Annotated in this window: 23 protein-coding genes; 4 read left to right on the forward strand and 19 right to left on the reverse strand. The window is 33.7% G+C overall.

The features are described from left to right. Window positions 1-224: 224 nt before the first annotated feature. The 3 genes from ACZLXV_RS10515 (at window position 225) to ACZLXV_RS10525 (ending at window position 3187) form a co-directional block, all read left to right on the forward strand. The gene (locus ACZLXV_RS10515) at window positions 225-779 is read left to right on the forward strand and encodes a hypothetical protein (RefSeq protein WP_022224006.1); all 555 of its coding nucleotides are present in this window, start codon (window positions 225-227) and stop codon (window positions 777-779) included. A 171-nt stretch (window positions 780-950) separates the two neighbouring features. Then, window positions 951-1298: a cell division suppressor protein YneA gene (gene yneA, locus ACZLXV_RS10520; protein ID WP_022224005.1), complete on the forward strand. Its 348-nt coding sequence runs from the start codon at window positions 951-953 to the stop codon at window positions 1296-1298. Between the two features lie 131 nt (window positions 1299-1429). Continuing rightward, window positions 1430-3187: an N-acetylmuramoyl-L-alanine amidase family protein gene (locus ACZLXV_RS10525; RefSeq protein WP_482383385.1), complete on the forward strand. Its 1758-nt coding sequence runs from the start codon at window positions 1430-1432 to the stop codon at window positions 3185-3187. Window positions 3188-3215: 28 nt separating this feature from the next. Here ACZLXV_RS10525 and ACZLXV_RS10530 read toward each other — a convergent pair whose 3' ends face one another. The 18 genes from ACZLXV_RS10530 to argC all read right to left on the reverse strand — a co-directional run bounded on the left by ACZLXV_RS10530 (window position 3216) and on the right by argC (window position 22238). After that, window positions 3216-4301 (reverse strand): tyrosine-type recombinase/integrase, encoded by a 1086-nt coding sequence (locus ACZLXV_RS10530; RefSeq protein ID WP_022224003.1) that lies wholly within the window; start codon window positions 4299-4301, stop codon window positions 3216-3218. Between the two features lie 74 nt (window positions 4302-4375). Then, window positions 4376-4756 (reverse strand): BlaI/MecI/CopY family transcriptional regulator, encoded by a 381-nt coding sequence (locus tag ACZLXV_RS10535; protein WP_482383386.1) that lies wholly within the window; start codon window positions 4754-4756, stop codon window positions 4376-4378. 46 nt (window positions 4757-4802) lie between these two features. Further along, entirely contained in the window at window positions 4803-5726 is a 924-nt protein-coding gene (locus ACZLXV_RS10540) for an RluA family pseudouridine synthase (RefSeq protein WP_482383419.1), read from the reverse strand. A gap of 155 nt (window positions 5727-5881) precedes the next feature. Further along, complete coding sequence (lspA, locus tag ACZLXV_RS10545; protein ID WP_482383387.1) at window positions 5882-6382, reverse strand: signal peptidase II; 501 nt, start codon at window positions 6380-6382, stop codon at window positions 5882-5884. Window positions 6383-6400: 18 nt separating this feature from the next. Continuing rightward, entirely contained in the window at window positions 6401-7489 is a 1089-nt protein-coding gene (aroB, locus tag ACZLXV_RS10550) for a 3-dehydroquinate synthase (RefSeq protein ID WP_482383388.1), read from the reverse strand. 58 nt (window positions 7490-7547) lie between these two features. Then, the gene (locus ACZLXV_RS10555) at window positions 7548-8696 is read right to left on the reverse strand and encodes a DivIVA domain-containing protein (RefSeq protein ID WP_482383389.1); all 1149 of its coding nucleotides are present in this window, start codon (window positions 8694-8696) and stop codon (window positions 7548-7550) included. Window positions 8697-8707: 11 nt separating this feature from the next. Further along, entirely contained in the window at window positions 8708-9514 is an 807-nt protein-coding gene (locus tag ACZLXV_RS10560; RefSeq protein ID WP_482383390.1) for a YlmH family RNA-binding protein, read from the reverse strand. A 291-nt stretch (window positions 9515-9805) separates the two neighbouring features. Continuing rightward, window positions 9806-10402 carry a cell division protein SepF gene (locus tag ACZLXV_RS10565; RefSeq protein ID WP_022224011.1) on the reverse strand — a complete coding sequence of 199 codons (597 nt, stop codon included), beginning with the start codon at window positions 10400-10402 and terminating at the stop codon, window positions 9806-9808. Window positions 10403-10453: 51 nt separating this feature from the next. Next, window positions 10454-11146: a YggS family pyridoxal phosphate-dependent enzyme gene (locus ACZLXV_RS10570; RefSeq protein ID WP_367334807.1), complete on the reverse strand. Its 693-nt coding sequence runs from the start codon at window positions 11144-11146 to the stop codon at window positions 10454-10456. A 33-nt stretch (window positions 11147-11179) separates the two neighbouring features. Further along, complete coding sequence (locus ACZLXV_RS10575; RefSeq protein WP_482383391.1) at window positions 11180-12577, reverse strand: biotin/lipoyl attachment domain-containing protein; 1398 nt, start codon at window positions 12575-12577, stop codon at window positions 11180-11182. Between the two features lie 91 nt (window positions 12578-12668). Continuing rightward, entirely contained in the window at window positions 12669-15014 is a 2346-nt protein-coding gene (locus ACZLXV_RS10580) for a DNA internalization-related competence protein ComEC/Rec2 (protein ID WP_482383392.1), read from the reverse strand. Window positions 15015-15018: 4 nt separating this feature from the next. Beyond that, window positions 15019-15999, reverse strand: coding sequence for a GerMN domain-containing protein (locus tag ACZLXV_RS10585; RefSeq protein WP_482383393.1), 981 nt, complete (start codon window positions 15997-15999; stop codon window positions 15019-15021). Between the two features lie 23 nt (window positions 16000-16022). Next, the gene (locus ACZLXV_RS10590; RefSeq protein ID WP_482383394.1) at window positions 16023-17297 is read right to left on the reverse strand and encodes a sensor histidine kinase; all 1275 of its coding nucleotides are present in this window, start codon (window positions 17295-17297) and stop codon (window positions 16023-16025) included. A 195-nt stretch (window positions 17298-17492) separates the two neighbouring features. Next, window positions 17493-18179 (reverse strand): response regulator transcription factor, encoded by a 687-nt coding sequence (locus ACZLXV_RS10595; protein ID WP_482383395.1) that lies wholly within the window; start codon window positions 18177-18179, stop codon window positions 17493-17495. Window positions 18180-18202: 23 nt separating this feature from the next. After that, window positions 18203-18862, reverse strand: coding sequence for a helix-hairpin-helix domain-containing protein (locus ACZLXV_RS10600; protein WP_482383396.1), 660 nt, complete (start codon window positions 18860-18862; stop codon window positions 18203-18205). Window positions 18863-19060: 198 nt separating this feature from the next. Further along, on the reverse strand, window positions 19061-20236 hold the full coding sequence (locus ACZLXV_RS10605; RefSeq protein ID WP_022224072.1) for an aspartate aminotransferase family protein: 1176 nt from the start codon (window positions 20234-20236) through the stop codon (window positions 19061-19063). Window positions 20237-20251: 15 nt separating this feature from the next. Then, a complete protein-coding gene (argB, locus tag ACZLXV_RS10610; protein ID WP_482383397.1) occupies window positions 20252-21178 on the reverse strand; it encodes an acetylglutamate kinase in 927 nt (308 codons plus the stop codon). 19 nt (window positions 21179-21197) lie between these two features. Beyond that, window positions 21198-22238, reverse strand: a complete 1041-nt coding sequence (gene argC / locus ACZLXV_RS10615; RefSeq protein WP_482383398.1) for an N-acetyl-gamma-glutamyl-phosphate reductase — start codon at window positions 22236-22238, stop codon at window positions 21198-21200. 369 nt (window positions 22239-22607) lie between these two features. Between argC and ACZLXV_RS10620 the strand changes: the two genes are divergently transcribed. Continuing rightward, window positions 22608-23834 carry an argininosuccinate synthase gene (locus ACZLXV_RS10620; protein WP_022224549.1) on the forward strand — a complete coding sequence of 409 codons (1227 nt, stop codon included), beginning with the start codon at window positions 22608-22610 and terminating at the stop codon, window positions 23832-23834. 105 nt (window positions 23835-23939) lie between these two features. Here ACZLXV_RS10620 and ACZLXV_RS10625 read toward each other — a convergent pair whose 3' ends face one another. After that, window positions 23940-24659, reverse strand: a complete 720-nt coding sequence (locus ACZLXV_RS10625; protein ID WP_482383399.1) for a histidine phosphatase family protein — start codon at window positions 24657-24659, stop codon at window positions 23940-23942. Window positions 24660-24698 lie beyond the last annotated feature (39 nt).

The following is a 24698-nucleotide window of genomic DNA, read 5'->3' on the forward strand; positions in this document are numbered from 1 at the left end:
TGCGCGAGGCGAACAATTTCGATGAGCCTTGAGGCTCAAGCAGGAAAAAGCCCCTTATAGGGGCAGAGCAAACCACCGGCTAAGCCGGTGGTTATGATTATGTGTGATACACACATTTTACATGAAAAAAGTAGGAGGAACATCTTCTTCTGTTATCTGATATAGAAACTTGTTAACTAAGTAGTCTTATTGACTACATCACTATTATACAAGGAGATTAATAAATGACTCAAAAATTGGCAGTATTTTTTCCGGGCATAGGTTATCACAACGATAAGCCGCTTTTATATTACAGTCAAAAACTGGCGAAAGAATCCGGTTTTGAGTGTATAAAAGTAAATTACAATGGTCTTGCATCAGGAATCAAGGGCAATAAAGAAAAAATGGAAGAAGCACTTGAAATGGCATATTCACAAACTGAACCAATCCTAGCTGCAGTTGACTGGTCAAAATATAGTGATATAATTTTTATTTCCAAAAGTATAGGAACTGCAGTAGCTGCACGGTATGCAGAGGAGAACGATTTAGAGTGTAGAAATATCTACATGACACCTCTTGCAGAAACATTTCTATTTAATCCCAAAAACGGTATCGCTTTTCACGGCACATCTGATGACTGGGCTGATACTGAAAACATTAAAGATAAATGTTCCCAATATAATTTAAAATTATATATAACACCTGCTGCAAATCATTCACTTGAAACAGATGATACAATTGAAAATATCAGAATTATTCAAAAAACAATGGAATATATTAAAAACTATATTAATAACTAAAATGGCAGCATATGCGAACAGCTTCGTTCATTATAAATTATATAGTGAGCGAAACACGAACATTCTTTCCGAACAAATTTTCTTAAAAAGTATTGACAAACAACTGTTCTGATGATATTATTACCACATGAAGCGAACAAATGTTTAAGTACAAAGGAGGATATTGTGTTTATGAAAGATATGTTTATACAAAAAAGAATGTTGTGCATAAAGATTTTAATTGTCATACTTTTATCATCAGTTTTTGCGGTGTTTTGCTTTCATATCAGCAAATCTTCCGGAGTAAGTACATTACAGACTGACAAAAAACTTTCATATATCTGCATTACTATAAATAAAAATGATTCCCTTTGGAGTATAGCCAAAAAGTATGAGGATAGATATGATGGCTCTTTTAATGACTTTATTACAGAAATAAAGCGGTGTAACGGTCTTAAATCAAATACCATATATGCTGGAAACCAGATAGTAATTCCTGTTGTCATCTACAATGAAAAGATATCCACGGCAGATAAGTAGCTGCATTTTATCATACATTTGACATTATATTCCGTTATCATTTATTTGTTGCGTTAAATATGTATATGATTTATACCATATTATCGTGACAAAATAAAAGATTAAGATCTTATACGGAGGATTATGTTAGTATGAATAAATTTTCAAAAATATCAAAAGCTTTTTTTATTGCAGGAATTACTGCGATGTGTCTTAGTATTGCGCCAAAACCTGCAATAGCAAATGCATCTGTATCAATTGAGCAGAATAATGATGGAAATTATATAAACATCGAAAATGACAGTTCATTAAAAGCTGTCTACAATAATGTTACCTATAGCAATGAAACTTTTCCGGCAATTCGTGTCGATGATGTATGGATGGTTCCAGTAAAAGAGTTTCTTCAGGACATTCTTGGATGTACATATAGCTATGATGAGAATGAAGGCACATTATTTATTTCTAATAACTATGGCAATGCAAGTGTATCGTGTGTTGTTGGGAGTAAAGAGTTAAGTGTTGGTTCATCCGTAGTCGGTATGGATTTGCCTGTTATGAAAGCAAAAAATACCGAAGATAACGCAAAAAAGACGATATATGTTCCAGCTTCAAAAGTCATTCAAAATCTTGGGTATGGATACGATTCGTCCGCAACAGAAATAAGTGTTACTGATAACATAAAATTATATGAAAATTCTAAGCAGACCGAATATGAAAACCAATATTCAAATGCCATAAATAGTATAATCTATACTAAAAATTTATCTGGAAATGATATTGTTAACATTACAGCACTCAATGACTTAGATGAGAACAAAGTAAAGGAGAATACTGATTATAACAGTATAGAATATATCTATGCCGATACAAAAAATCTTCTCGGTGATATAGACAAATCATTCGAAAACGGTGTGGTCACTGAAATTAAAATATGGGAAGAAGAAAACAATACCCACCTCAAAATAACCTTTGACGGAAGATATGTTGTAAGTAAGCAAATCTTGGCAAACACATTTTCAGTAATATTAGAAAAAGGTTCTTTCAGTATAAAGGCATTGATTCCGGATGGTGTAGATGCAAAAAAAATTACGGCAACAGACAGGTATTGGAATAAACAATTTTATATTATAGTTCCTGGAAATCACGTTTCCTTTTATAAGAAATATATACCAATTAATAATAGTTCTGTTATCCAAAAAATCAATGTAAATAAGACTGCCGATGGAAATAATACCAGAATAGTGGTAACGACAACCAAATTACAAGGATATAAAATCACAAATGAAGATGGATATTTTACTGTAAAAATCGGCGCACCAAAAAAGATATATAAAAATATAATACTTCTTGATGCAGGACATGGCGGAAAAGATTCGGGAGCCAGTTATAAAAATCTGTACGAGAAAAAACTTAATCTTGAAATTATTTATACAAGGGCACGCAAATATTTTGAGGCTAATAATTCTAATGTTAAAGCCTATTGGACCAGACATGATGATACATTTATAAATTTATATACAAGACCAAAGCTTTCAAAAACTTATAGTGCTGATATGTTCATGAGCCTTCATATGAATAGTGCTGGAAACAGACTGGCAAATGGAACAGAGGTATATTATTCTTCAAAAAATAATAAAGTTACAAGTACAGGCTTATATAGTAAAAAAATGACTTCGATGATGTTAAACTCGATATTAGACGGAATAAATGCTAAAAATAGAGGTGTTCGTCAGGCTGGTTTTGTTGTAAACAAATATAATACGGTGCCATCAATTCTAGTTGAATTGGGCTTTATAACCGGAAATAAAGATTATCCTAATTTAAAGAAAGCCGCTTATAGAGAAAAAGCTGCTAAAGCATTGTATAATGGTGTTGAAAAAATATTTAAAAAATATCCTACAAAACGCTAGTGTAATGTATCAGGCTGTATTGTCTTTATTATTTTTCCCATTTTACAGCACCTGCCGCACTTCGTTTCAAATCATCATCGATAGCAGCATAATGTTTTTTAGTTGTATTTACATCATTATGTCCCAAGACATCTGCCACAAGATAAATATCACCGGTCTGGCGGTATAGCGCAGTACCGTATGTACTGCGGAGCTTGTGTGGTGTTATATGTTTAAAAGAAGTTACCTGAGCAGCATAATCTTTTACAAGTTCTTCAACTGCACGAACTGTTATCCTGCGGCGCTGAATAGAGTAGAAGAGGGCATGCTCATGTCCTTCTTTTGGCTCTATTTCACAGCGTGACAATTCGATATAATTTCCAAGTGCCTCAGCAACATCCTCACCAAAATATACATATTCTTCTTTGCCGCCTTTTCTTATGATTTTAATACGGTTTTCTTTAAAATCAACATCCTCTATATTTAAACCGACACATTCTGAAACACGGATTCCTGTTCCTAAAAATAGTGTAAAAATAGCTATATTTCTTAATTTATTTTTTTCATAATAAACTTTTTTCTTACCGGTGAGATGTTCGCCGGCATTCTCAACAAGTTCCAACAGTTCGGCAACTTCATCGGAATCAAGACGAATTATCTCTTTATCATGCAATTTAGGCATATCTATAACGGTAGTCGGGTTATTTGATATGAGTTCTCTTTTTTGATAGTATAAATAAAAACTTTTAAGTGAAGCAATTTTTCTGTGAATTCCACGTTCATCATTTGAATACTGTTTACCGTTATATGTATAATATTTAAGGTATTCCATATATTCTTCAATATCCACAGGTTTTAATGATTCAAGTTCACTCAACGTAATATCGGCAATTTTTTTTTCATTATTATCACCTGAAAACTCAGGATTTGTGCTGAAAAGAAATCTGAAAAAAGTTCTTAAGTCTGACGCATAACCAATGCGTGTTTTAGTAGTCGTTGTCTGCTCAATACCTCTGAAAAAATCTCTACAAAATCCCGGTAATTCTTTTAACTGGCTGTTTAGTTTTTTTATATCATTAAGAGCTGTCTGTTTATGGTAATCTGAGTCTGTCTGTACCTGTTTTAATGCTGGCATATGTTTTTACCTCCTTATCTTTTCGGAAAACTGGGGTTTAACGAAAAGATGAAATCACTACCCTCTTAGATAGGTTAGCCTTGTTTCCTATTTGTTATCTTTTTTAATTCAGCAATATCACTTGACGAAAATTCCTGATTGACAAGGTATGTTGCAATAAAGTTTGAAAGTGAACCGTTATATATTTTATCAAGCAATGCTTTTGTTTCGATTTCCTGTATGGTTGATTTGCTAATTATAGCTCTGCATATGAACCCCGGGTCTTCACGTTCGATGGCTCCTTTGTCTATCAGCCTTTTTATTACAGTATATGTTGTATTTTTTTCCCAGCCGATATATTCCTTAATGATTTTGGCAATATCTTTGGCAGCAAGTGCCTTGTTTGACCATAATAATTCCATGACATTAAGTTCGCCTTCATGCAAGCGTATTACATCGTCTTTCGTTTTTTTCATTTTTTGTTCGCCTCCTGTTAGCTTGCTAATATTGCTAACATAAATTTTAAGTATTGTTTTTCAATTTACGAAGAAGTTCTTCAAAATAATCCGGAAGTTTTGCATCAAATTCTACATATTTTCCGGTTGTCGGGTGTATAAAACCTAAAGTTTTTGCATGTAATGTCTGACCTGTCAGTTTAAATGGATACTTTGATGGTCCGTACACTGAATCACCCAATATGGGATGCCCAATACTTGCCATATGAACTCGTATCTGATGGGTTCTTCCTGTTTCAAGTTTACATTCTATATATGTATACTTATTGTTTAAAGTATCTAACACACGGTAATGAGTAATTGCTGGTTTTCCGTTTTTTACATTGATAGCCATCTTTTTTCTGTCTGTCGGATGTCTGCCGATACATCCTTCAATTGTACCTTCAGACTGCTTTAAATGACCGCAGACTATAGCATGATAAGTTCTGGTAATAGAATGCTCCTTTAGCTGTTCAGCCAAAAATCTGTGCGCCGTATCATTTTTGCAGACAACAATTACACCGGTTGTATCCTGGTCAATTCTATGCACTATGCCCGGACGAAGTTCGCCGTTTATCCCTGATAAATCCTTGCAGTGATACATCAGGGCATTTACAATAGTTCCGCTGTAATGTCCGGGAGCCGGATGCACAACCATCTGTTTAGGTTTATTTATAAGTATAACATCACTGTCCTCATAAATTATATCGAGCGGAATATTTTCGGGAACAATCTCAATTTCTTTGGGTTTACATATTTCTACATGGACGTTATCATTATGTTGGAGTTTAAAGCTGCTTTTAACTTTCTTGTTATTAACATTGATAAATCCGTCTTTTATTTGTTTCTGAATATACGAACGGGACATATCGCTAAACTTATCTGTTAAAAATTTGTCAAGACGGCAGTTGTCATATTCATCTTCAACACATAAATCAAATACGTCTGATATTTCATTGTTAACATCAGTTTTTTCAACAGTATCTTTCACATTAATCTCCATTTCTTTTAAATATAATTTTTCTTTTTTATAACATACTTTCGTATCCCTGCAGAAATAATACAGTAGTATAATTATAATAGCAGTATAATTATACTACTGTAATCTTATTGCTTTTTTAGTATCCTGTTAAGGTCATTATCATCATAATAAAAGATTATGAGAATTACAGCTAAAATTGCACCGACAACGACATAGCAGTCAGCAACGTTAAAAACAGGAAAATTTATAAGTTCAAAATACAAAAAATCAACAACATAACCATTATATATTCTATCAATCATATTTCCGACTGCACCTGCTACAAGAATGACTAATATCCATTTTATCGCTATGAATTTAGTTTCATGAGGCACCCTGTGAAAAATATATCCAATAAAAATCAATACCAAAACTGTTATTATCAATAAAGGTATTCTCTGTTCCTGAAAAATTCCAAAAGCTGCACCATGATTTTCAAGATAAAACAGTTTAAATACATTTTTGATTATTGAAATTCCTGAATTTCCTTTTAGTCCGGCAATTGCAAGCTGTTTTGTAAACTGGTCTGCACCAACAAGTATTACAAAGACTGCAAACCATTTAATATAATATATCAGCTGTTTCATTTAATAAAACTCCATTTCTTATTTGACAAATTCAGATAAAGCTTCTTTCATTTCGGCATCAGTAACATTTTTCAAAATAACTGCATTTCCCGGTTTGTCAAGTAAAATAAATTTTATCTTTCCGGCATCCATTTTTTTGTCACTTTTTGAAGTTTCAATTATCTGTTCAATATCAAGACCGGAAATATCAATCGGAAGATTTAAGGTTTTAAGCATTTCAATCATACTTTGATATTCTTTTTGTGAAATCATATTACGTTTCATTGAGATGTATCCGGCGGCAACCATGCCTAGAGACACACATTCTCCATGAAGAAGTTTAAAATCCATAAGCTTCTCAATAGCATGACCTAACGTATGACCAAAATTTAATAAAGCACGTTCACCTTTTTCAGTAGGATCATTTTCTACGACAAGACGTTTGATATTACAACTTCCCGCAACAACTTCTTCAAGTATATCCAAATTACGCTTATTTAATTCATCAAGATGGTTTTCTATATATGAATAATAATTAGTCTCTTTTATAAGACCATGCTTAACAATTTCACCGAATCCGGAATAATACTGTCTGTCTGTCAATGTGTTGAGTGTTGACAAGTTCATGTATACGGCACTTGGCTGGTGAAAAGCACCAACCATATTTTTGTAACCTCTGAAATCGACACCTGTCTTTCCGCCTACACTGCTGTCAACCATTGCAAGAAGTGTCGTAGGAAGCTGTATAACCTTTATACCTCTTAAATATGTTGCGGCTGCAAAACCGGTAAGATCTCCTACAACTCCTCCGCCTAATGCAAGTAATATATCTTTGCGGTCAAATTTCTCTTTAATCAGATGTTCATATAAGTCCTCAACGACATTAAGATTTTTAGATTCTTCTCCAGCCGGAAATACAAATGAAGTAACCTTTGACACACAGTCTTTAACAATTTCAGTTACATCTTCGAGATAATGTTTTGCAACTGAACTGTCAGAAACGATACAAACTTTGTGTTCCGCTGTAACTTGCTTTTTTATTACTGTATCAAGATTGGAATAATCTTTTTCAATAGTAATATCATAAATTGGTTGATTGTCATAATGAACAGTAATTTGTTTACTCATTTTAACCTCATTTCCGTAACGTATATTTATGTCACTCGATATTTATATATCCATATTTTTAATCTAAATCAATAAAAGTAAAAGGATTATCATTCGCATCATCATTGCTGTCTTTTTTTACACTATCAGTATTTTCAGACAGATATGATACACTCATGTTATCCGGCTTTGATGCTGGGAATACTGTACTTGAAATCTCTGCATTAACTCCTTCAAGTGTAGGCGTAGTCATAATATTTTTTACTATAATATCATCTGAATCATCCTCTTTAATTTCTTTTTCATTAATTTCCGTTTCTTTAATTTCTGTTTTATTATTGACTTTTTCAATATCTGATTCATCAACGGCAGATATTTCATTCATTACGTCTGCCTTTTCTATTACATTATCAATTATATTATCTAAATTACCGTTATCAGTATCATTATTATCTGAATTGTCATCATCGATATTATTCTCATCAGCTATTTCAGTAGTTTGATTTTTTTTAATGCTGTTATCATCTTCTGAAACTTCGTTTGTGTCATCAGAAACCGATGCCTGCTCACCATCATTTGATACACTTGTCCACTTAAACAAAACAGAATTTTCAAGTTCATTATCAAGAGACTCATCTGATTTGTTTTCATTTATATCTTCATTTTCATCTGTGGCTGCACCAATCATATTCGGTATGTCAAATACAGGTGTTTCCGGTGAATAGTCCTCACTCTCAATAAACTCAAGTTGATCCTCAACAATTGCTTTGATATCTCTCTTATAGCTTTCAAATGAAGAAGTAAGTCTAGAAAGTCTCTCATTTAAAATATTAGCTTTATGTTGTGCCTCTACTACATTTTTGTCTATATCAGATTTAGTATTTTTAATCAATTCATCAGCTTCAAGCTTTGCTTTTGAAACAATATCAGATGCCTCTGCTTTTGCAAGACTGACAATATTTGCAGCTTCAGCTTTTGCGGCACTTTTTGTTTCATCAGAAGTTTTTTCTGCAAGCACAAGTGCTTTTTGTAAATTATCTTCAAGATTTTTGTAATATTGTATTCCGTCACTAAGTGAAGTTAATTTTTCTTTTAATTTTTTATTTTCATTATTTAATTCTTCAAAACTTTCAAGGATAGATGCAATAAATTCATCAGTATCTTTTTTATTGTATCCGCCCATCGTTGTTTTTATTGTGCGATTTTTAATATCTGCTGGTGTGAGCATTTTCTTACCTCCTAGACATACTGTTTTACTATTATATGAAATCTTCCTTTTTTGGTTGTCACTTCCGATGTTTCAATCAAAAATTTGCCAAAACCACGAATTGTAATTATGTCATTGTTTTTTATTTCTTTAGCATTTTCAGTACAGCATCGTCCGTTTATATATACATTGCCGGCTTTTATATATGTAAGGCATTGTGAACGTGATGATTTACATGCCACAGATATAATACTGTCAAGCCTTAACGAAGCTACACTTCCTGAAATTTCTTTGAATTTTTGTTCAATTGAAATTTCAGCATTTGAAATTATTTCCGTTTTTACAGTTGTATGTTTTATCTGTGTTATGGAACTTATAAGTTTTTCTTTATTTGATTTGCAAAATATATATGCTTCATATGCTTTTGAATAAGAATCGACTTCTTTTACAACAATATCTCCTACCTGGTCTCTTTTTATTCCGAGATTCATAACTGCTCCTAAGAAATCACGATGTGTAAGCTTATCACAAAACTTTTTATTAACAGGTGATATTTTTACACATGAAATCGGAAAATCAGATTGTTTTATATCAATATAATACGACTCAGGCAGAAAACAGAGCATTTGATATATTGCTCCGTCATATCCTCCATATATGCATATTTTTTTGTCATATAAATTTTTTGGAATACCTTTGTTTTCCAAAAGCATATATGCAAGTTCTACATTGTTTAATCCCATAAAATCACTGTATATCGGCGCACCTCTATTATATGCAATATCATACATATCCTCAAAGTGGTTATATAATATCTGTTCATCTTTTGATAAATGCATAATAATCCTCGTTTCCAAATCAATAAATTTTCATTATCATTTTACAGACAGATTGTAAATATGATGCTATGATAAGTATAATATATGGACTTATATCTGTCTTTAGAGATTTTAATATTGAGTGCCTTACAATAAATCTTACAGGACATAACAGTGGTTTCATCATATTATCAAGTATATTATTAATGAAACTGCCCAAAGGAATAATTCCTCTGAGCATATATATAACGTCTATTATCATTATGATAATTAAAAGCAGATATAATGAATATACAAGATAATAATTCATTATTAAAACTCCTTGCTAAGTGTAGGTATACTTATACCCTCGTTATTTTCTGCAACATTTTTTATGTAATCGCCTGAAATGTCTATAGTCTTTGGTGAAAATATAAATATATATTTTGAAATCTGACGCATATTTCCCTGAATTGAGAAAATACATCCTGAAACAAAGTCCATAATTCTCTGGGCTTCCTCAACATCTATGCCCTCAAGATTTACAATCACCGGCTGACCGCCGAGTAAAATATTGCATACTTCCTGTGACTCTCCGAAATTTGCCGGTTTAAATATACATACTTCCACATCACTTGCGCTTGTTCTTATAGGTACAACTTTTCCTTGAGAAACTGATTTCAAAGGAGTCTTTTTTGTTGAATATTCAGGTTCATCATCATAGTCATCATTATAATCATTGTATGATGTCCTTGAAAAATTACGGCGTTCCTCTTTTCGCTTTTCTTTTTTCAAACGTTTTTCTTCTTTTCGTAATTCTTTTTCGTCTAAATCACTATCGTAATCATCATTATAGAAATCATCGTAGTCATCATCTTCTCCAAGTTTAAAAAAATCCAAAAAACTGCTTACCTTACCCTTTTCACCCATTAGGTTGTCCTCCTTATATTAAAAGCACTATACTTTTTATTTTATAATAAATCAGATTGAATAATTTCTTTCTCCAAAAATTCCGGTACCCACTCGTACTAATGTAGCACCCTCTTCTACAGCTACTTCATAATCGCCAGTCATTCCCATAGAAAGAATATCCATGTTAACATTATCAATGTTTTTATTACTTATGTCAACCGACAAAGTTTTTAATTCCTTAAAAATATTTCGATTTTCTTCAGCATTTTCGACATATGGAGCAATTGTCATAAGTCCTTTTATTCTTATGTGTTGAAATTTAGCTATGTCTCTTACAAGCTGTTCGACTTCTTCTGTTTTCAAACCAAATTTTGATTCTTCATGAGCGACATTCACCTCAATAAGTATGTCTGAAATAAGATTTTTTTTAGCACTTTCTTTCTCTATCGCCTCTGCCAGATGAAGTGAATCAACAGAGTGAATAAGAGCTGCACGGCCTACGACATATTTAACTTTGTTGGTTTGCAGGTGACCGATAAAATGCCATTTAATGTCATCTGCAAGGGCATCATGTTTTTCTTTCATCTCCTGAGCTTTATTTTCACCAAAATCTCTTTTTCCTGCTTCATATGCTTCTACAATCATTTCCATAGGCTTTGTTTTACTTACGGCAATAAGTGTAACATTTTCTCTTTTTCTTCCAGCCCTCTCACACGCTGCTGTAATATTATCTTCAACTTTCTGTAAATTTTCCTTTACCATCTCTATATACCTCCATATTCTGAGTATTTATAATCAGATTATTTCATTTTCATTTATTAAATCAGGATTTAAAATTATATGGTCATATATCTGCAATCCATATAATTCATCCTCTGTCACAATGGCATATTCAGAATTTGAATATTTAATATCAACACGTTTAAAATTGCAATAACCGTCATTGCAGCAGTATACACCATTTAACCATGCCGTCCTGCTCAGATTGATAGTCTTGCCGTCAGATTCTTCATTTGCAGTAATTATATCTCCCACTGTAAATGAAGATGCATCAATATAACATTGTTTTTTCTCATCTCTGTAGTAAACCTTTGTTTTCTGAAATGTGAGAGATTCGTTACCATTTTTATCGTATGTTTTTAACATAACTCCAGTACTGCCATCCTCACCGCCGTTAACTATGTACTCACCGGGTACTACAAAAAACTTCTTTTTAATTATGGAAGAAACAGGTACTTTAAGACCGGCTACCTGTTCAAATTCTAATTTTATATCAAGGTATCTGTCATCAATATAATTCAGCATATCTTTTGTGAAACTCAACTTCGCATAATATTTAGAATTTTCCGTAAAAGTTGTTATTTCCGGTGTCACCTGGTTATTGTCTTTTTGTATAACTACGGTAACATTATCTTTTTTATAAAGCTTATCATATTGTTTCTTTGTGATTGGAATGACAACCGACCAGTTATTATTTGTAATCAGCTTATATACCACATCACCCTTTGAAACCTTTTTTCTTTGTCTGAGCTGTTTCCAGTTATCATTATTATTTTTAAATATTTTCTCATTTATCGTATCAATAGTTGTATTTTCAAGTCCGTCAACACAAAAGGATACTATCCCGGACTTCCCGGCTTTAACCATATTAAGTGATGCCTGATTATTATTTTTTAGGAGTTTATTTGCCTTTTTTAATAACCCTGCCGTTGTCATTTTCAAAAGAGAATTTTCAAGATTGTATCTGAAATGTTCAATTTCATTATAGTCCGACAGTTTAAATCCGGCTCTGTATTCTGATATGGCAGAACGGATAATCTTAGTATCGGATTCAGACAAAGAATAACTGTCAGCTCCAACATTATCAAGTTCCTCATTAAAAAATCCCGAACTGTCAGTTGAATACACTGTCGTATTTACACCTACATATGCACCTTCTGCTACATAATAATTTATATATCCTGATGTATTAGCTCTGACAAGCTTTTCATCCCTTAAAATAATTCCCTTTACCGTATCATCATTTGCAAGTTTATTTTGTGTAACTTCGTATATTGATATATTATCGCTTTGCAAAGACTGCACAAATAACACCAAAATATATATTGCAAATAATATAAGAACTATTCCGGCAAACGGATTTTGATGCTTTTTCATTTTTATAACATTGTCATGTTTTCTACTGCCAGCCAAAATATATCCTCCCATTGTTGTTATCAACTCTATACATTATATTAAAATTTAATTGGATTGTCTAGTACAACGAATAATTAATCATTGATTTTTATTGCACCAGCGGAAGTGTCACAGCTCCATCCATATCTGTTCTGAATATTGTTGTATTTATTTTTTTCAGCCTGTTTAAAAGTTCATCATGTGGATGACCGTACCTGTTCTTTTTTCCACATGAAATAACTGATATATCAGGATTTACTCTTTCCAAAAATTCGTCGCTTGTCGAATTTTTACTTCCGTGGTGCGCAACTTTTAAAAGCGTATATGATTTAGGAAACAGATTTCGATGTTGATTTAGTGTCTCAATCACGCTTGTCTCTCCATCCTTTTCAAGGTCACCTGTAAGTAATATACTGTTTGAATTATTAGTAATGCTAAGAACAGCAGAATATGCATTTACTGAATCACTGTAATAGCCTCTTTCAGGATGAATACATACTATTTTTAAATTCTTATCCTGTATCATATCAAATTTTTTAATATAAGAAACTTTTTTGCAATTTTCTTTTGCAAGCTGTAAAAGTTTTTTATATGTTTCATCTTTTAACGATTCATCAGGCTCTGGAATCATAAAATTATCAATCTGTATTCTGTCAGATTTTTTCTGTTCTAAAATTTCAAGTATTCCTGAAACATGGTCACTGTCGGAATGTGTGACAATACAATAATCTATCCTTGTTATCCCATAATACTTCAAATAGGGTGTTATAATATATTTGCCTATATTTTTTTTGCTTGAACTGCCCCCGTCAATCATATATACTCTGCCACTTTCACTTTTCACTATTATGCAATCACCCTGCCCTATATCAAGAAAACTAATATCAGCATTTTTGTTTCTTACGGGTGTAAGTATAAATACAAGAAGCAATAAAATTTCCAAACAAATAAATATTGTTTTATGCTTTACTTTCCGTGATATATTTACAACATAAGTATACAGTCCGTTTTTTATCGCATAATTTGAAAATAAAAGCGTTTCCATTTTATTGAACAGTAAAATAACCGAAATTATAACAAAATAATATATAAATATCTTGCACCTGCCAGGTCTGCCGGTAACTATTATATGAAAAGGAAAATCATTAAACAATGTGCAGGATTTTTCAAATATGTTCAAAATCACATAGACAATTCCTAAGAAAAATTTACCGGCGGGTAAAATAAGCAGCCCTAAAACACCGCCTATGGCACCAAATATTACCAATAGATTTGAAAGTGGCAGTATTATTAAATTAAGAATAAGTCCGTATACGGGTGTTTCATAATAAAAATAAAGAATTACAGGAAGTGTAAAAAATTGTATTGAAAAACTCATAAGAAATGATTTTCTGATTTCAATCATCACATAGTCAAAGAATTTTTCTTTGTTTTTGTGTGTTATCAGTTTCTCATTCACTATAACATATTTTTCAAGAAAGGGATATACAACTGCAATGGCTATTATTGCACAATAAGAAAGCAAGAAACTGCATGAAAAAAGTGCATACGGTTTTTGTACAACAATAAAGACAGCACTCACTGACATTGCAGAAAGCATATCATAACTCCTGCCGTTTATTTGTGCGGCAAGTGCAAACAGCATCATTATGACTGCTCTGCTTGTAGAAACTCCAAATCCTGTCATCAATCCGTAAAAAAGCAAAAATAATACAATGATAACAATGGCTGCTTTTTCATTTACTCTCAGTTTGGACAGCAGTTTCTTTAAGCCCATACACAAAATAGTTACATGCAGCCCGCTTATTGCAAGAAGATGACCTATACCGTTTTGTCTGTAAAGCTCTTTTACATCCTCGTCTATAATGCTTTTGTCACCTAAAAGCATCGCACAAATAGTTCCGGCTTCTTTTTCAGGTAGGCATTTTATATAAACTTTTTTTATATTGTCACGCAATTGAAAGAGAAACGTTTTTATCACGTTACTTTTCGCATTTATAATGTTTATGTCTCCTTCTGAACAAACTGCCATATAATATATCTTTTTTTCACAATAATATTGTCTCAAATCAAATTCACCGGGATTTGTCGCTGATTTTATATTCATAAGTTTTGCTTTGCAGTTTATTTGATTACCGGGGGTTATATCTTTTGGAATATCATTTACATAAATTATTATTGCAGGCAAATATGCATTATTTAGCATTTTAAAGTTATATGATGAATTTTCATATAATCTGACATGTTTAAGTATTATGCTGTCTGAGTTTTCGCCTTCTAGTGATGATTCAAATTCACCACGTATATTCATAGAAATTTTATCGTTGTTTTTGAGCAAATCATCAAATATATACCGTTTTTTGTACGTCTGCTCTTCTGATAAAATGTTAAAAATTAGATATAATATTAAAAGAACAATGGCAACCCACACAGCCGGCCGCCTTATAATAAACACCTCCCTATTTGGTTTCTCTGACTAAATCAAGATTTCGTTCAAATGCTTCTCCGAAATTTATATTCTGATTATATTTAAGTACCTGCTCTCCATCAATGCTAAATTGTACTTTGTTTACTGACGGAAGTTCAACAAGCGTATTTACGACTGAGTAAATTGCAACATAATCAGTTATATTATCTTCTTTATTTAAAAATTCTTTTGAGAAATCTGCATAACATGTATTCTCTTTAACCGTAACTTTGTTTAAAACAGTGCCTTTTGGGATTGTAGGCAATACATTGTTTTTAGAAACACCCTCAATAGTATATGGACCGCTTATCAATTGTTCTATTGCAAGTTGTTCAAGTGAAATAGTTGCATTGTAGGTTATATCAACGGGAATTGCTACAAGTGCTTTTCCAGTATTATCTGAAAAATATACATTTAGTGTAGTCTTTTGCTTATAATCGCCTATACTGCCAGTATTATCAATAAATGAATTTGATGTCATTATACCGATAGGCTCCATATTTGAATCAGTCAGGGGTTGTCCTGAAACATAAAACTGTACACCTCTGATTCCTTTTATCTGTGAAAGTGTTTTTACTATTGCTGCTCTCCTTAATATCTCTGCAACACCGGTATAATTTCCATATGCAGCATTAAAATATAAAGACAAGTCTCCGGATGAATTTATGTCAAAGCTGTCAACATTTACGTCATCAGGAATAGCTTTTTTCATGTTTATATTGTCCGGTTCTTTACCCATTTTGGATATAAACCTTTTAATAAGTACATCAGTCTTGCCTTTTTTGGAAATCGAACATTTTTCATACATTATTTTTTTCTCGGTTGCATCAAGCCCATATATATAATATCCGTTATATTTTTCTTTTTTACCGCATCCTGTTAATAAAAATGCTATGAATACAATTAAAAAGATTGCTGCCATGAAGAAATGTTTTACTTGTATGTTAAAGATATTTTTTTCTTTTATATTCATATTTCCTCTCTTTTCGATTATGATCACTGCATATAGTTAAGCGGGATTCTTACTGTAAAGGTAGTGCCCTCTTTCTCTTTACTGTAAACCTTAATAGACCCTCTATGCAAAAGTATTACGCTTCTTGTAATTGCAAGACCAAGTCCTGTACCCCCGGTAGCCCTCGATCTTGCCTTATCTACTCTGAAGAATCTTTCAAATACACTGTCTATAGAGTCATCCGGTATACCGACACCTGAATCCTGCACTGTCACATAGAAAAATTTGTGGTCTGCATTTAATGTTACTTTTACCCAGCCGTCATCATAGTTGTATTTTATTGCATTTTCTACAAGATTGTTTAATGCCATAGACAATTTTACTTCGTCCACATCAGCCATAACCGGTCTGAAACTTTCAAATATAAGTTCAATATTTCTTTCTGCAGCAATAGGGCGCAGCCGCTTTAGAAGCTGCTCTATAAGTTCGTTTATGCTTATATTTGAGATAATTATCTTTGCAGCATTTTGGTCAAGTTTAACCATTGAAAGCAAATCGTTTATTATCTGTGTCATTCTTTCTATTTCGGTTGTTATATCTCCCAAAAATTCCCTGTATATCTCTTCCGGCATACCTTCCTGAGACAAAAGTGAATCCGATAAAACTTTCATTGATGCAAGAGGAGTTTTTAATTCATGTGACACATTTGAAACAAACTCCTGTCTTGAATTTTCCTGATTTTGTATAACTTCTATCATTTTATTGAATGAATCCGTAATTTTATGAAGTTCGGAATATCCATGCATGTCCAGTTTTACCGCCATATTTCCCTTGGAAATTTCATTTATCGAATCAGTCAGTTTGTTTAACGGTGTTGTCAAAAAGATTGAATATCCAAACGATATCAGCATAATTATAAGAACTATTGCACATATCGCAAAGATAACTTTCCTTGTAACCGCTTTAGATATTGATTGTATATTTTTGGTAGAATAGCTTATTATAATTGCACCTGTAGTTTCATTTGATATTGGGTCGACTATCGGCATTGTCAATTGCATATAATCTCCTAAATTATTGACATACATTCCTGAATCATCTGAAAAACATTTGATAACCTCTGTTGATACCATAGTCTTTCCGTTTTCTATATTGTAGGTATCTCTTACCACTTTCAAATCTTTATTGACGAGAATAATTCTGCCCTGATAAACATTGGCAACTTCCTCTGTCTCATTTTCAACTTCGCTTGACTCCTGTCCTGACAGATAGCCTGACGAAGTGACAAGATTTGCAATCACTGTCCCATATGACTGCAATTCATCAGTCCGCTGTGATATCAGTTGTGAATGATATTCATTGGTTATCAAATTGAATAGAAAGATAATAGGTAATATTCCCAAACACAACAAAATAAAAAACATTTGCGTTCTCATTCCACGCAGATTATATATAAAATCAGACCATAACTTTTTCACAGCAGCCCCCGAAATTCATTAAAAATTTATCTGTAATTATTTTTGGAAATAGTATCCGACACCCCATTTTGTATGAATATATTTTGGGTTACTTGGAGTATCTTCTATTTTTTCTCTTAATCGTCTGATGTGAACATCTACTGTTCTTACATCTCCAGGATAATCATATCCCCATACGGTATTAAGCAGTTCTTCACGGCTGTATACCTTATTTGGATGAAGCATAAGTAATTCAAGAAGATCAAATTCTTTAGCAGTAAGATTTACCTCCTCGTCATTTATATAGCCTCTTCTGCTGTCAAGGTCGATACTAAGACCATTATAAGAATATATCTTCTGAACTTCTGTCTGCTCTTTACTTGAGCTTCTTCTTATAATCGCTTTTATTCTCGCTTTTACTTCAAGTATATTAAACGGTTTTGTAATATAATCATCCGCACCGTATTCCAAGCCGAGAATTTTATCCATGTCATCGCCTTTTGCCGTGAGCATAATAATAGGTACGTCGGAGAACTCTCTTATCTGCTGGCAGACTTCAAAACCGTCATGTATCGGCAGCATAACATCAAGAAGAATTATATCATATTTATTATTTGTGGCTAAATCTATGGCTTCTTGTCCATCATATGCACAATCAACCTGCATGCCATCCTGTTCAAGGCTGAATCTGATTCCTTTTACAATTAATTTTTCATCATCAACTACCAATACTTTTTTTGCCATGACTAATCCCTCTTTCTATTCCTTTATACACATATTTTATTTTTAATTTTATTAAAAATTCCCTCTTTTATGCCTGAAATTTTCATGATGTCAGATATATTTTTAAATGTGCCGTTTGTCTCACGGTATTCTATAATTGCATCGGCTCTGCTCTGTCCTATTCCTGACAACGAAGTAAGCTCTCCTGCAGATGCAGTATTTATATTTACAAGTCCGTCTTTTTCAGGTTCGCTTTCTGAATCTGTCTGCTGTGTCACTTTGTTTGAATATTTCTTTTTATACTGTTTAAGTGTCGGTATATTTATCTGTTCTCCGTCCACAAGCGTTCTTGCTTGATTTACAGCTGTTTTGGCCGCTCCTTTTTTGAAACCTCTTGCTGCTTTTACGGCATCACATACACGGCTGTCTGTTCCAAACTCATATACACCCGGCTTTTTCACTGCTCCACATATGTAAACAACGACCTTACTATTTTCACTATCCGATTTTATATTTTTTGATGAAGTTTGTAATTTATCATTCTCTGCAGTATCATAACTTTGAATGGACGAAACAAATTCATTATTCACAGCGTTTTTTTCAGATATATATTTTCCTATAGAATCAGAACCAAGATACAATATACCTGACAGCACAATAAATAAGCCACATATTATCAATATAATTTTTTTGCTTTTATTCATGAAAAACCTCCTTTTTTCATAACTATCAGGAGATTTCCAAACGTTTATAGTAAAAAATGCCAGTGTGCCTCAGTTTATCAATCTAAACAAAACTTAAACACACTAGCAATATTTTAAACAATTTGTAATATTATTACAATAGATACAATGAACAAAAATCATTAAATTTTTATTACATTTTTTGATTACTCTGTCTTTTTAAGCACCAAAGATTTCTTCGAGTTTTTCACACATAATATCAATGTGTTCTTTCTCTACAACAAGCGGCGGTACAAAACGGATAATACTTGTTCCGGCTGAGATAAGTACGACACCTTTTTTAAGCATCTGTGATACAACATCCCCTGCCTGTCCATATAATTCCATTCCCATCATAAGACCTTTTCCGCGCACATCTTTAATTTTATCAGGGAACTTATCTTTAAGTTCATTAAGCTTTTCGCTGAGATACGGTGCAATTTCATTGACATGCCCAAGTATGTTATCTTTTTCAAATATCTCAAATACCTTACATACTGCTGCAGTTGCAAGCGGATTACCTCCATATGTTGTTCCGTGGTCACCCGGACACATTGCATCGGCCACCTCTTTTGTTGCTGCAAATGCTCCGACAGGCACACCGCATCCAAGTGCTTTAGCCGATGTCATGATATCAGGTTTTACTCCATAATGCTGATAAGTATACATTTTTCCGGTTCTTCCCATGCCACACTGGATTTCATCAAATATCAGCAATATATCATTTTCATCACAGAATTTTCTAAGTCCCGTTATAAACTCATCAGTTGCAGGGTAGATTCCTCCCTCGCCCTGGAGCGTTTCAAGTATAACTGCACATGTATCTTTTGTAGCAAGTTTTTTAACACTTTCGAGATCGTTATATTCGGCAAATGAAACACCTCCAATAAGCGGTTCAAAAGGTTCGCGGTAATGCTTCGTTCCGGTAACAGACAATGCACCCATGCTTCTTCCGTGGAAAGAATGGTTCATCGCAATTATCTCACCCTTACTGTTTTTATCTTTGTTGTAAGCATATTTTCTGGCAAGTTTGATTGCTCCTTCTATTGCTTCAGTACCTGAGTTTGTAAAAAATACTTTATCCATGCCGGAAGCTTTTGAAAGATATTCTGCCGCCTTAATAGAAGGTTCAGTGTAATAAAGATTTGATACATGAATAAGCTTGTCAATCTGGTCTTTAAGAGCCTGTTTGTATTCTTCGTTGCTGTATCCTAACGCTGAAACGGCAATACCGGCACCCATATCAAGATATTTATTGCCTTCGTTATCAAAGAGATACATTCCCTCGCCTTTTTCAAAAATAACACTTCTGTTATATGTATGTATAAAATGCTTATCAGCTTCCTGTAAATTCATATATTTGTTAACCTCCTAATTATTCTCGTCAATCTCATTTGAATAATAACCGCTGTCATCACCTATAATAGCTGTACCGATACCCTTCTTAGTAAAGAATTCAAGTAACAGGCAATGCTCACGTCTTCCGTCAAGGATATGCACTCTGCCAACTCCTGAATTTACGGCATTGATGCAATTAGTAACTTTCGGAAGCATTCCTCCTGAAATAACTCCTGCTTCGATAAGTTTGTTCGCTTCGTTAAGGTCAAGAACAGAAATCAGAGAACTGCTGTCATCAGGATTCATGCATACGCCCTCAACGTCAGTTAAAAATGCAAGTTTTTCTGCCTTTATCGCACCTGCAATCGCACATGCGGCATCATCAGCGTTAATATTGTATGTTTCTCCAGCATCATCCATTCCTATCGGTGCAATAATCGGAATATAGTCACTGTCAAGAAGTGTCTCCAGGATTTCTGTATCAACATGTTTAATATCGCCTACAAAACCAATATCTTTTCCGTTTGGCATCTTCTTGTCAACCTTAAGCATTCCGCCGTCTTTTCCGCAGATACCGATAGCCTTTACACCGATTTTCTCGACCATTTGTACAAGATATTTATTGAGGCGGTTAAGAACCATTTCTGCAACTTCCATTGTTTCTCTGTCAGTTTTTCTAAATCCCTCTATAAATTCGGTTTCTTTTCCGATTTTACTTATCCACTTGCTTATTTCTTTTCCACCGCCGTGAACGATTATCGGACGCATTCCGACAAGTTTTAAGAGAGCAACATCCTTGATAACACTTTCTTCGAGTTTTTTATCAAGCATTGCACTTCCGCCATACTTTACTACTACTATCTTATTATTGAAATCCCTGATATACGGAAGTGCTTCTATAAGTGTTTCAGCCTTCACTGTAATCTGATCCATATACTTTTCTTTTTCTTCTTCACTCATCTTTTATTCCTCCTGCTATTTATGGGAACATAGGAACCATTTTAAGTCCAAGGTTCTCTTCAAGTCCAAACATAATATTCATATTCTGGACTGCCTGTCCGGCAGCGCCTTTGACAACATTGTCAATTGCACCCATCATAATGATTCGTCCTGTTCTGTCATCTATCTTAAAGTTTATATCTGCAAAGTTGCTTCCTTCTACCCATCTTGTCTCAGGATAAACGTCTTTTTCAAGCACTCTTACAAAATATTCATCTTTATAATATTTATCATATACAGCTTTCACTTCATCATATGACATTTTCTTTTTAAGTGTCGCATAAGATGTCGCAAGTATTCCTCTGTTCATCGGCACAAGATGCGGTGTAAAGTTTATAAGTACATCTTCACCTGAAGCATATGAAAGCTGGTCTTCTATCTCAGGAGTGTGTCTGTGTGACGCAACTCCGTATGGTTTTATGCTCTCATTTACCTCACAATAGAGATTTGCAACTTTTGCACCTCTTCCGGCACCCGATGTTCCCGATTTAGCATCGATTATAATGCTGTTCATATCAATAAGTCCCTCTTTTGCCATCGGATAAATAGACAATGTGGAACATGTAGGGAAACAGCCCGGATTTGCGATAAGTCTTGCTTTCTTAATATCCTCTCTGTTCACTTCACAAAGTCCATACACAGCTTCTTTAATAAACTGCGGGCTCTGATGTTTGATACCATACCATTTTTCGTATTTTGCAACGTCTTTTATTCTGAAATCGGCACTCAGGTCTACAATCTTTGTGCTTTTTAATATCTCGTCATTTACAAGTGAACCGCAAAGTCCCTGTGGAGTAGCCGTAAAAATAACATCTGCTTTCTTTGCAAGCTCATCCATATTCTCACCCATGCACTTGTCATCTACAAGTTCAAACATATTTCCAAAAACTTCACTGTATTTTTTATCTATATATGATCTGGAACCATACCATACTATCTCAGCATCTGGATGCTGAAGAAGAATTCTGACAAGTTCCTGACCTGCATATCCTGTCGAACCAATAATACCAACTTTAATCATAAAATTTTACCAGCCTTTCTTTGTATAATCTAACTGCTTTCGTATTATACTACCCCGATTATAATAATGCAAGAATAATTTATAAATATTCACAAAAAATTATATGATAATTCGTTTAAGTCCATCACAGTAATTATATTGGTATTGCTGTTTTCAAATCAAATAACTGAATATGTATCAGAAAGTAATTTATTTTTGCACTTGTATATTTATTCAAATATGTGTATATTTATTAACAGGGCATTTAATGTTATCACAAAAAGCAAAGTATTTTTGTTTTTTTTCAAAAAGTGATTGCAGAGTACACATTTTGAGATTATACTTTATATGTATATGTACTAAAAATAAACTTTAGGAGGAAATTGATTTATGAAAGAAAAAGTAATTCTTGCCTACTCAGGTGGTCTTGATACTACAGCTATCATCCCTTGGTTAAAAGAAACTTACGGTTATGATGTTGTCTGCGTTTGTATAGATGTTGGACAGGAAAGCGAGCTTGACGGGCTTGATGAAAGAGCAAAAGTCTGCGGAGCTGCAAAACTTTATATAGAAGATGTTATTGATGAATTCTGTGATGATTATATTGTTCCTTGTGTTCAGGCACATGCAGTATATGAGAACAAATATCTCCTTGGAACATCTATGGCTCGTCCTCTTATTGCAAAGAGACTTGTTGAAATTGCACGTAAGGAAGGTGCTACAGCAATATGCCACGGTGCTACAGGTAAAGGTAACGACCAGGTTCGTTTTGAACTCGGTATCAAAGCTCTTGCTCCTGATTTAAAGATTATCGCTCCTTGGAGAGATGACAAGTGGAAACTTCAGTCTCGTGAGGATGAAATTGATTTCTGCCGTTCACACGGAATCGACCTTCCGTTTGCAGCTGACAGCAGCTACAGCCGTGACAGAAACCTTTGGCATATAAGCCATGAGGGACTTGAACTTGAAGACCCTTCAAATGCACCGAATTACGACCATCTTCTCGTACTCGGTACAACACCTGAAAAAGCTCCCGATGAGGGTGAAGTTGTGACAATGACATTTGAGAAAGGTGTTCCAAAGTCAGTAAACGGCAAAGAAATGAAAGTTTCAGATATTATCCGTGAGCTTAATGCTCTCGGCGGAAAACATGGCATCGGAATTGTAGATATTGTTGAAAACCGTGTTGTAGGGATGAAATCACGCGGTGTATACGAGACACCGGGCGGAACAATCCTTATGGAAGCTCATCAGCAGCTTGAGGAACTTATCCTTGACCGTGATACATACACAGTTAAAAAAGACCTCGGAAACAAGTTTGCAGATGTTGTCTACGAAGGAAAGTGGTTCACACCATTGCGTGAAGCTCTTGAAGCATTTGTAAAAGTAACTCAGGAATACGTTACAGGTGAAGTTAAATTCAAACTCTACAAAGGAAATATTATCAGAATGGGTACAACTTCTCCTTACTCTATGTACAGTGAATCTATTGCTTCATTTACAACAGGTGAACTTTACAACCATAAAGATGCAGAAGGATTCATAAATCTCTTCGGTCTTTCTCTTAAAGTTCGCGCCATGAAACAGGGTTCATATGAGAAACTTGACGATAAATAATTTTAGTTGATTTAAAAAATTTAAGATTTATATTTTACTTATAAACAAAACAAAATCCGGAACTCTATATCGAAATATAGAATTCCGGATTTTTTAAGATTTTTATTACATATCACCGTTAGGTGCTAAAAAAGTGCTTCTCATAAGTTCAGGATAATCTTCTAAATGCGCAAAGTCATTAAATCTGTCGAGATAAAATCCATGTTTTTTTTCATCAAAATGAAGCTGTGTAATGCTGCAATTTTCTAAAGATGTTCCAAACATAAGGCGTTTCGCAAAATCACCGCCAAACAACGCGCATAACAATATTCTGATAACACCGCCATGCGTAACTACGGCAATGTTTTGTTTACCGCTGTCAATCCATTCATGTAATACCGGCATAACTCTTTCTAAAACCTGTGGGCCGTTTTCACCGTCAGGATACCACATTTCTGCATTCGGTACAAAAAATTCTCCCACAAATTCATTTACTTCATCAAGTGCTGTACCTTTCTGACTTTTTCCCTCCATGAAATCGTCAAGCTGTTCATCATAATATTCTTTGTAAAAACGTTTAACTTCTGAATCATGAACACCTGTGAGACTTCCAAAGTCGATTTCAGCAATTCCCGGACGAATAATAATATTATCAGACAGTTCTTTTCTGTCCTTAAATGCTATTTTGGCTGTCTCAACCGCACGTATAAGGTCGCTTGAATACAAAGCATCAATCTTATATTTATTCATTCTTTTTCCAAGAAGTTCTGCCTGTTTTCTGCCCTCTGCCGATAAAGGCACGTTTACATTGCAATCTGTACTGTTCTGTCTGGCATGACGTATCAAATATATAACCATCGTTTATTCTATTTTTGTTCCTTTCTC

The sequence above is a fragment of the Butyribacter sp. genome (assembly GCF_056818865.1).

Bases quoted from the DNA above. Each gene is read 5' to 3' on its own strand.
- argC (WP_482383398.1), bottom strand. From the start codon at position 22,238: ATGATTAAAGTTGGTATTATTGGTTCGACAGGATATGCAGGTCAGGAA.
- ACZLXV_RS10600 (WP_482383396.1), bottom strand. From the start codon at position 18,862: ATGAATAAAAGCAAAAAAATTATATTGATAATATGTGGCTTATTTATT.
- aroB (WP_482383388.1), bottom strand. From the start codon at position 7,489: ATGAGTAAACAAATTACTGTTCATTATGACAATCAACCAATTTATGAT.
- ACZLXV_RS10530 (WP_022224003.1), bottom strand. From the start codon at position 4,301: ATGCCAGCATTAAAACAGGTACAGACAGACTCAGATTACCATAAACAG.
- ACZLXV_RS10565 (WP_022224011.1), bottom strand. From the start codon at position 10,402: ATGGGTGAAAAGGGTAAGGTAAGCAGTTTTTTGGATTTTTTTAAACTT.
- ACZLXV_RS10620 (WP_022224549.1), top strand. From the start codon at position 22,608: ATGAAAGAAAAAGTAATTCTTGCCTACTCAGGTGGTCTTGATACTACA.
- ACZLXV_RS10515 (WP_022224006.1), top strand. From the start codon at position 225: ATGACTCAAAAATTGGCAGTATTTTTTCCGGGCATAGGTTATCACAAC.
- ACZLXV_RS10595 (WP_482383395.1), bottom strand. From the start codon at position 18,179: ATGGCAAAAAAAGTATTGGTAGTTGATGATGAAAAATTAATTGTAAAA.
- ACZLXV_RS10535 (WP_482383386.1), bottom strand. From the start codon at position 4,756: ATGAAAAAAACGAAAGACGATGTAATACGCTTGCATGAAGGCGAACTT.
- ACZLXV_RS10525 (WP_482383385.1), top strand. From the start codon at position 1,430: ATGAATAAATTTTCAAAAATATCAAAAGCTTTTTTTATTGCAGGAATT.
- ACZLXV_RS10560 (WP_482383390.1), bottom strand. From the start codon at position 9,514: ATGCATTTATCAAAAGATGAACAGATATTATATAACCACTTTGAGGAT.
- ACZLXV_RS10605 (WP_022224072.1), bottom strand. From the start codon at position 20,236: ATGAATTTACAGGAAGCTGATAAGCATTTTATACATACATATAACAGA.
- argB (WP_482383397.1), bottom strand. From the start codon at position 21,178: ATGAGTGAAGAAGAAAAAGAAAAGTATATGGATCAGATTACAGTGAAG.
- ACZLXV_RS10555 (WP_482383389.1), bottom strand. From the start codon at position 8,696: ATGCTCACACCAGCAGATATTAAAAATCGCACAATAAAAACAACGATG.
- lspA (WP_482383387.1), bottom strand. From the start codon at position 6,382: ATGAAACAGCTGATATATTATATTAAATGGTTTGCAGTCTTTGTAATA.
- yneA (WP_022224005.1), top strand. From the start codon at position 951: ATGAAAGATATGTTTATACAAAAAAGAATGTTGTGCATAAAGATTTTA.
- ACZLXV_RS10585 (WP_482383393.1), bottom strand. From the start codon at position 15,999: ATGAATATAAAAGAAAAAAATATCTTTAACATACAAGTAAAACATTTC.
- ACZLXV_RS10570 (WP_367334807.1), bottom strand. From the start codon at position 11,146: ATGGTAAAGGAAAATTTACAGAAAGTTGAAGATAATATTACAGCAGCG.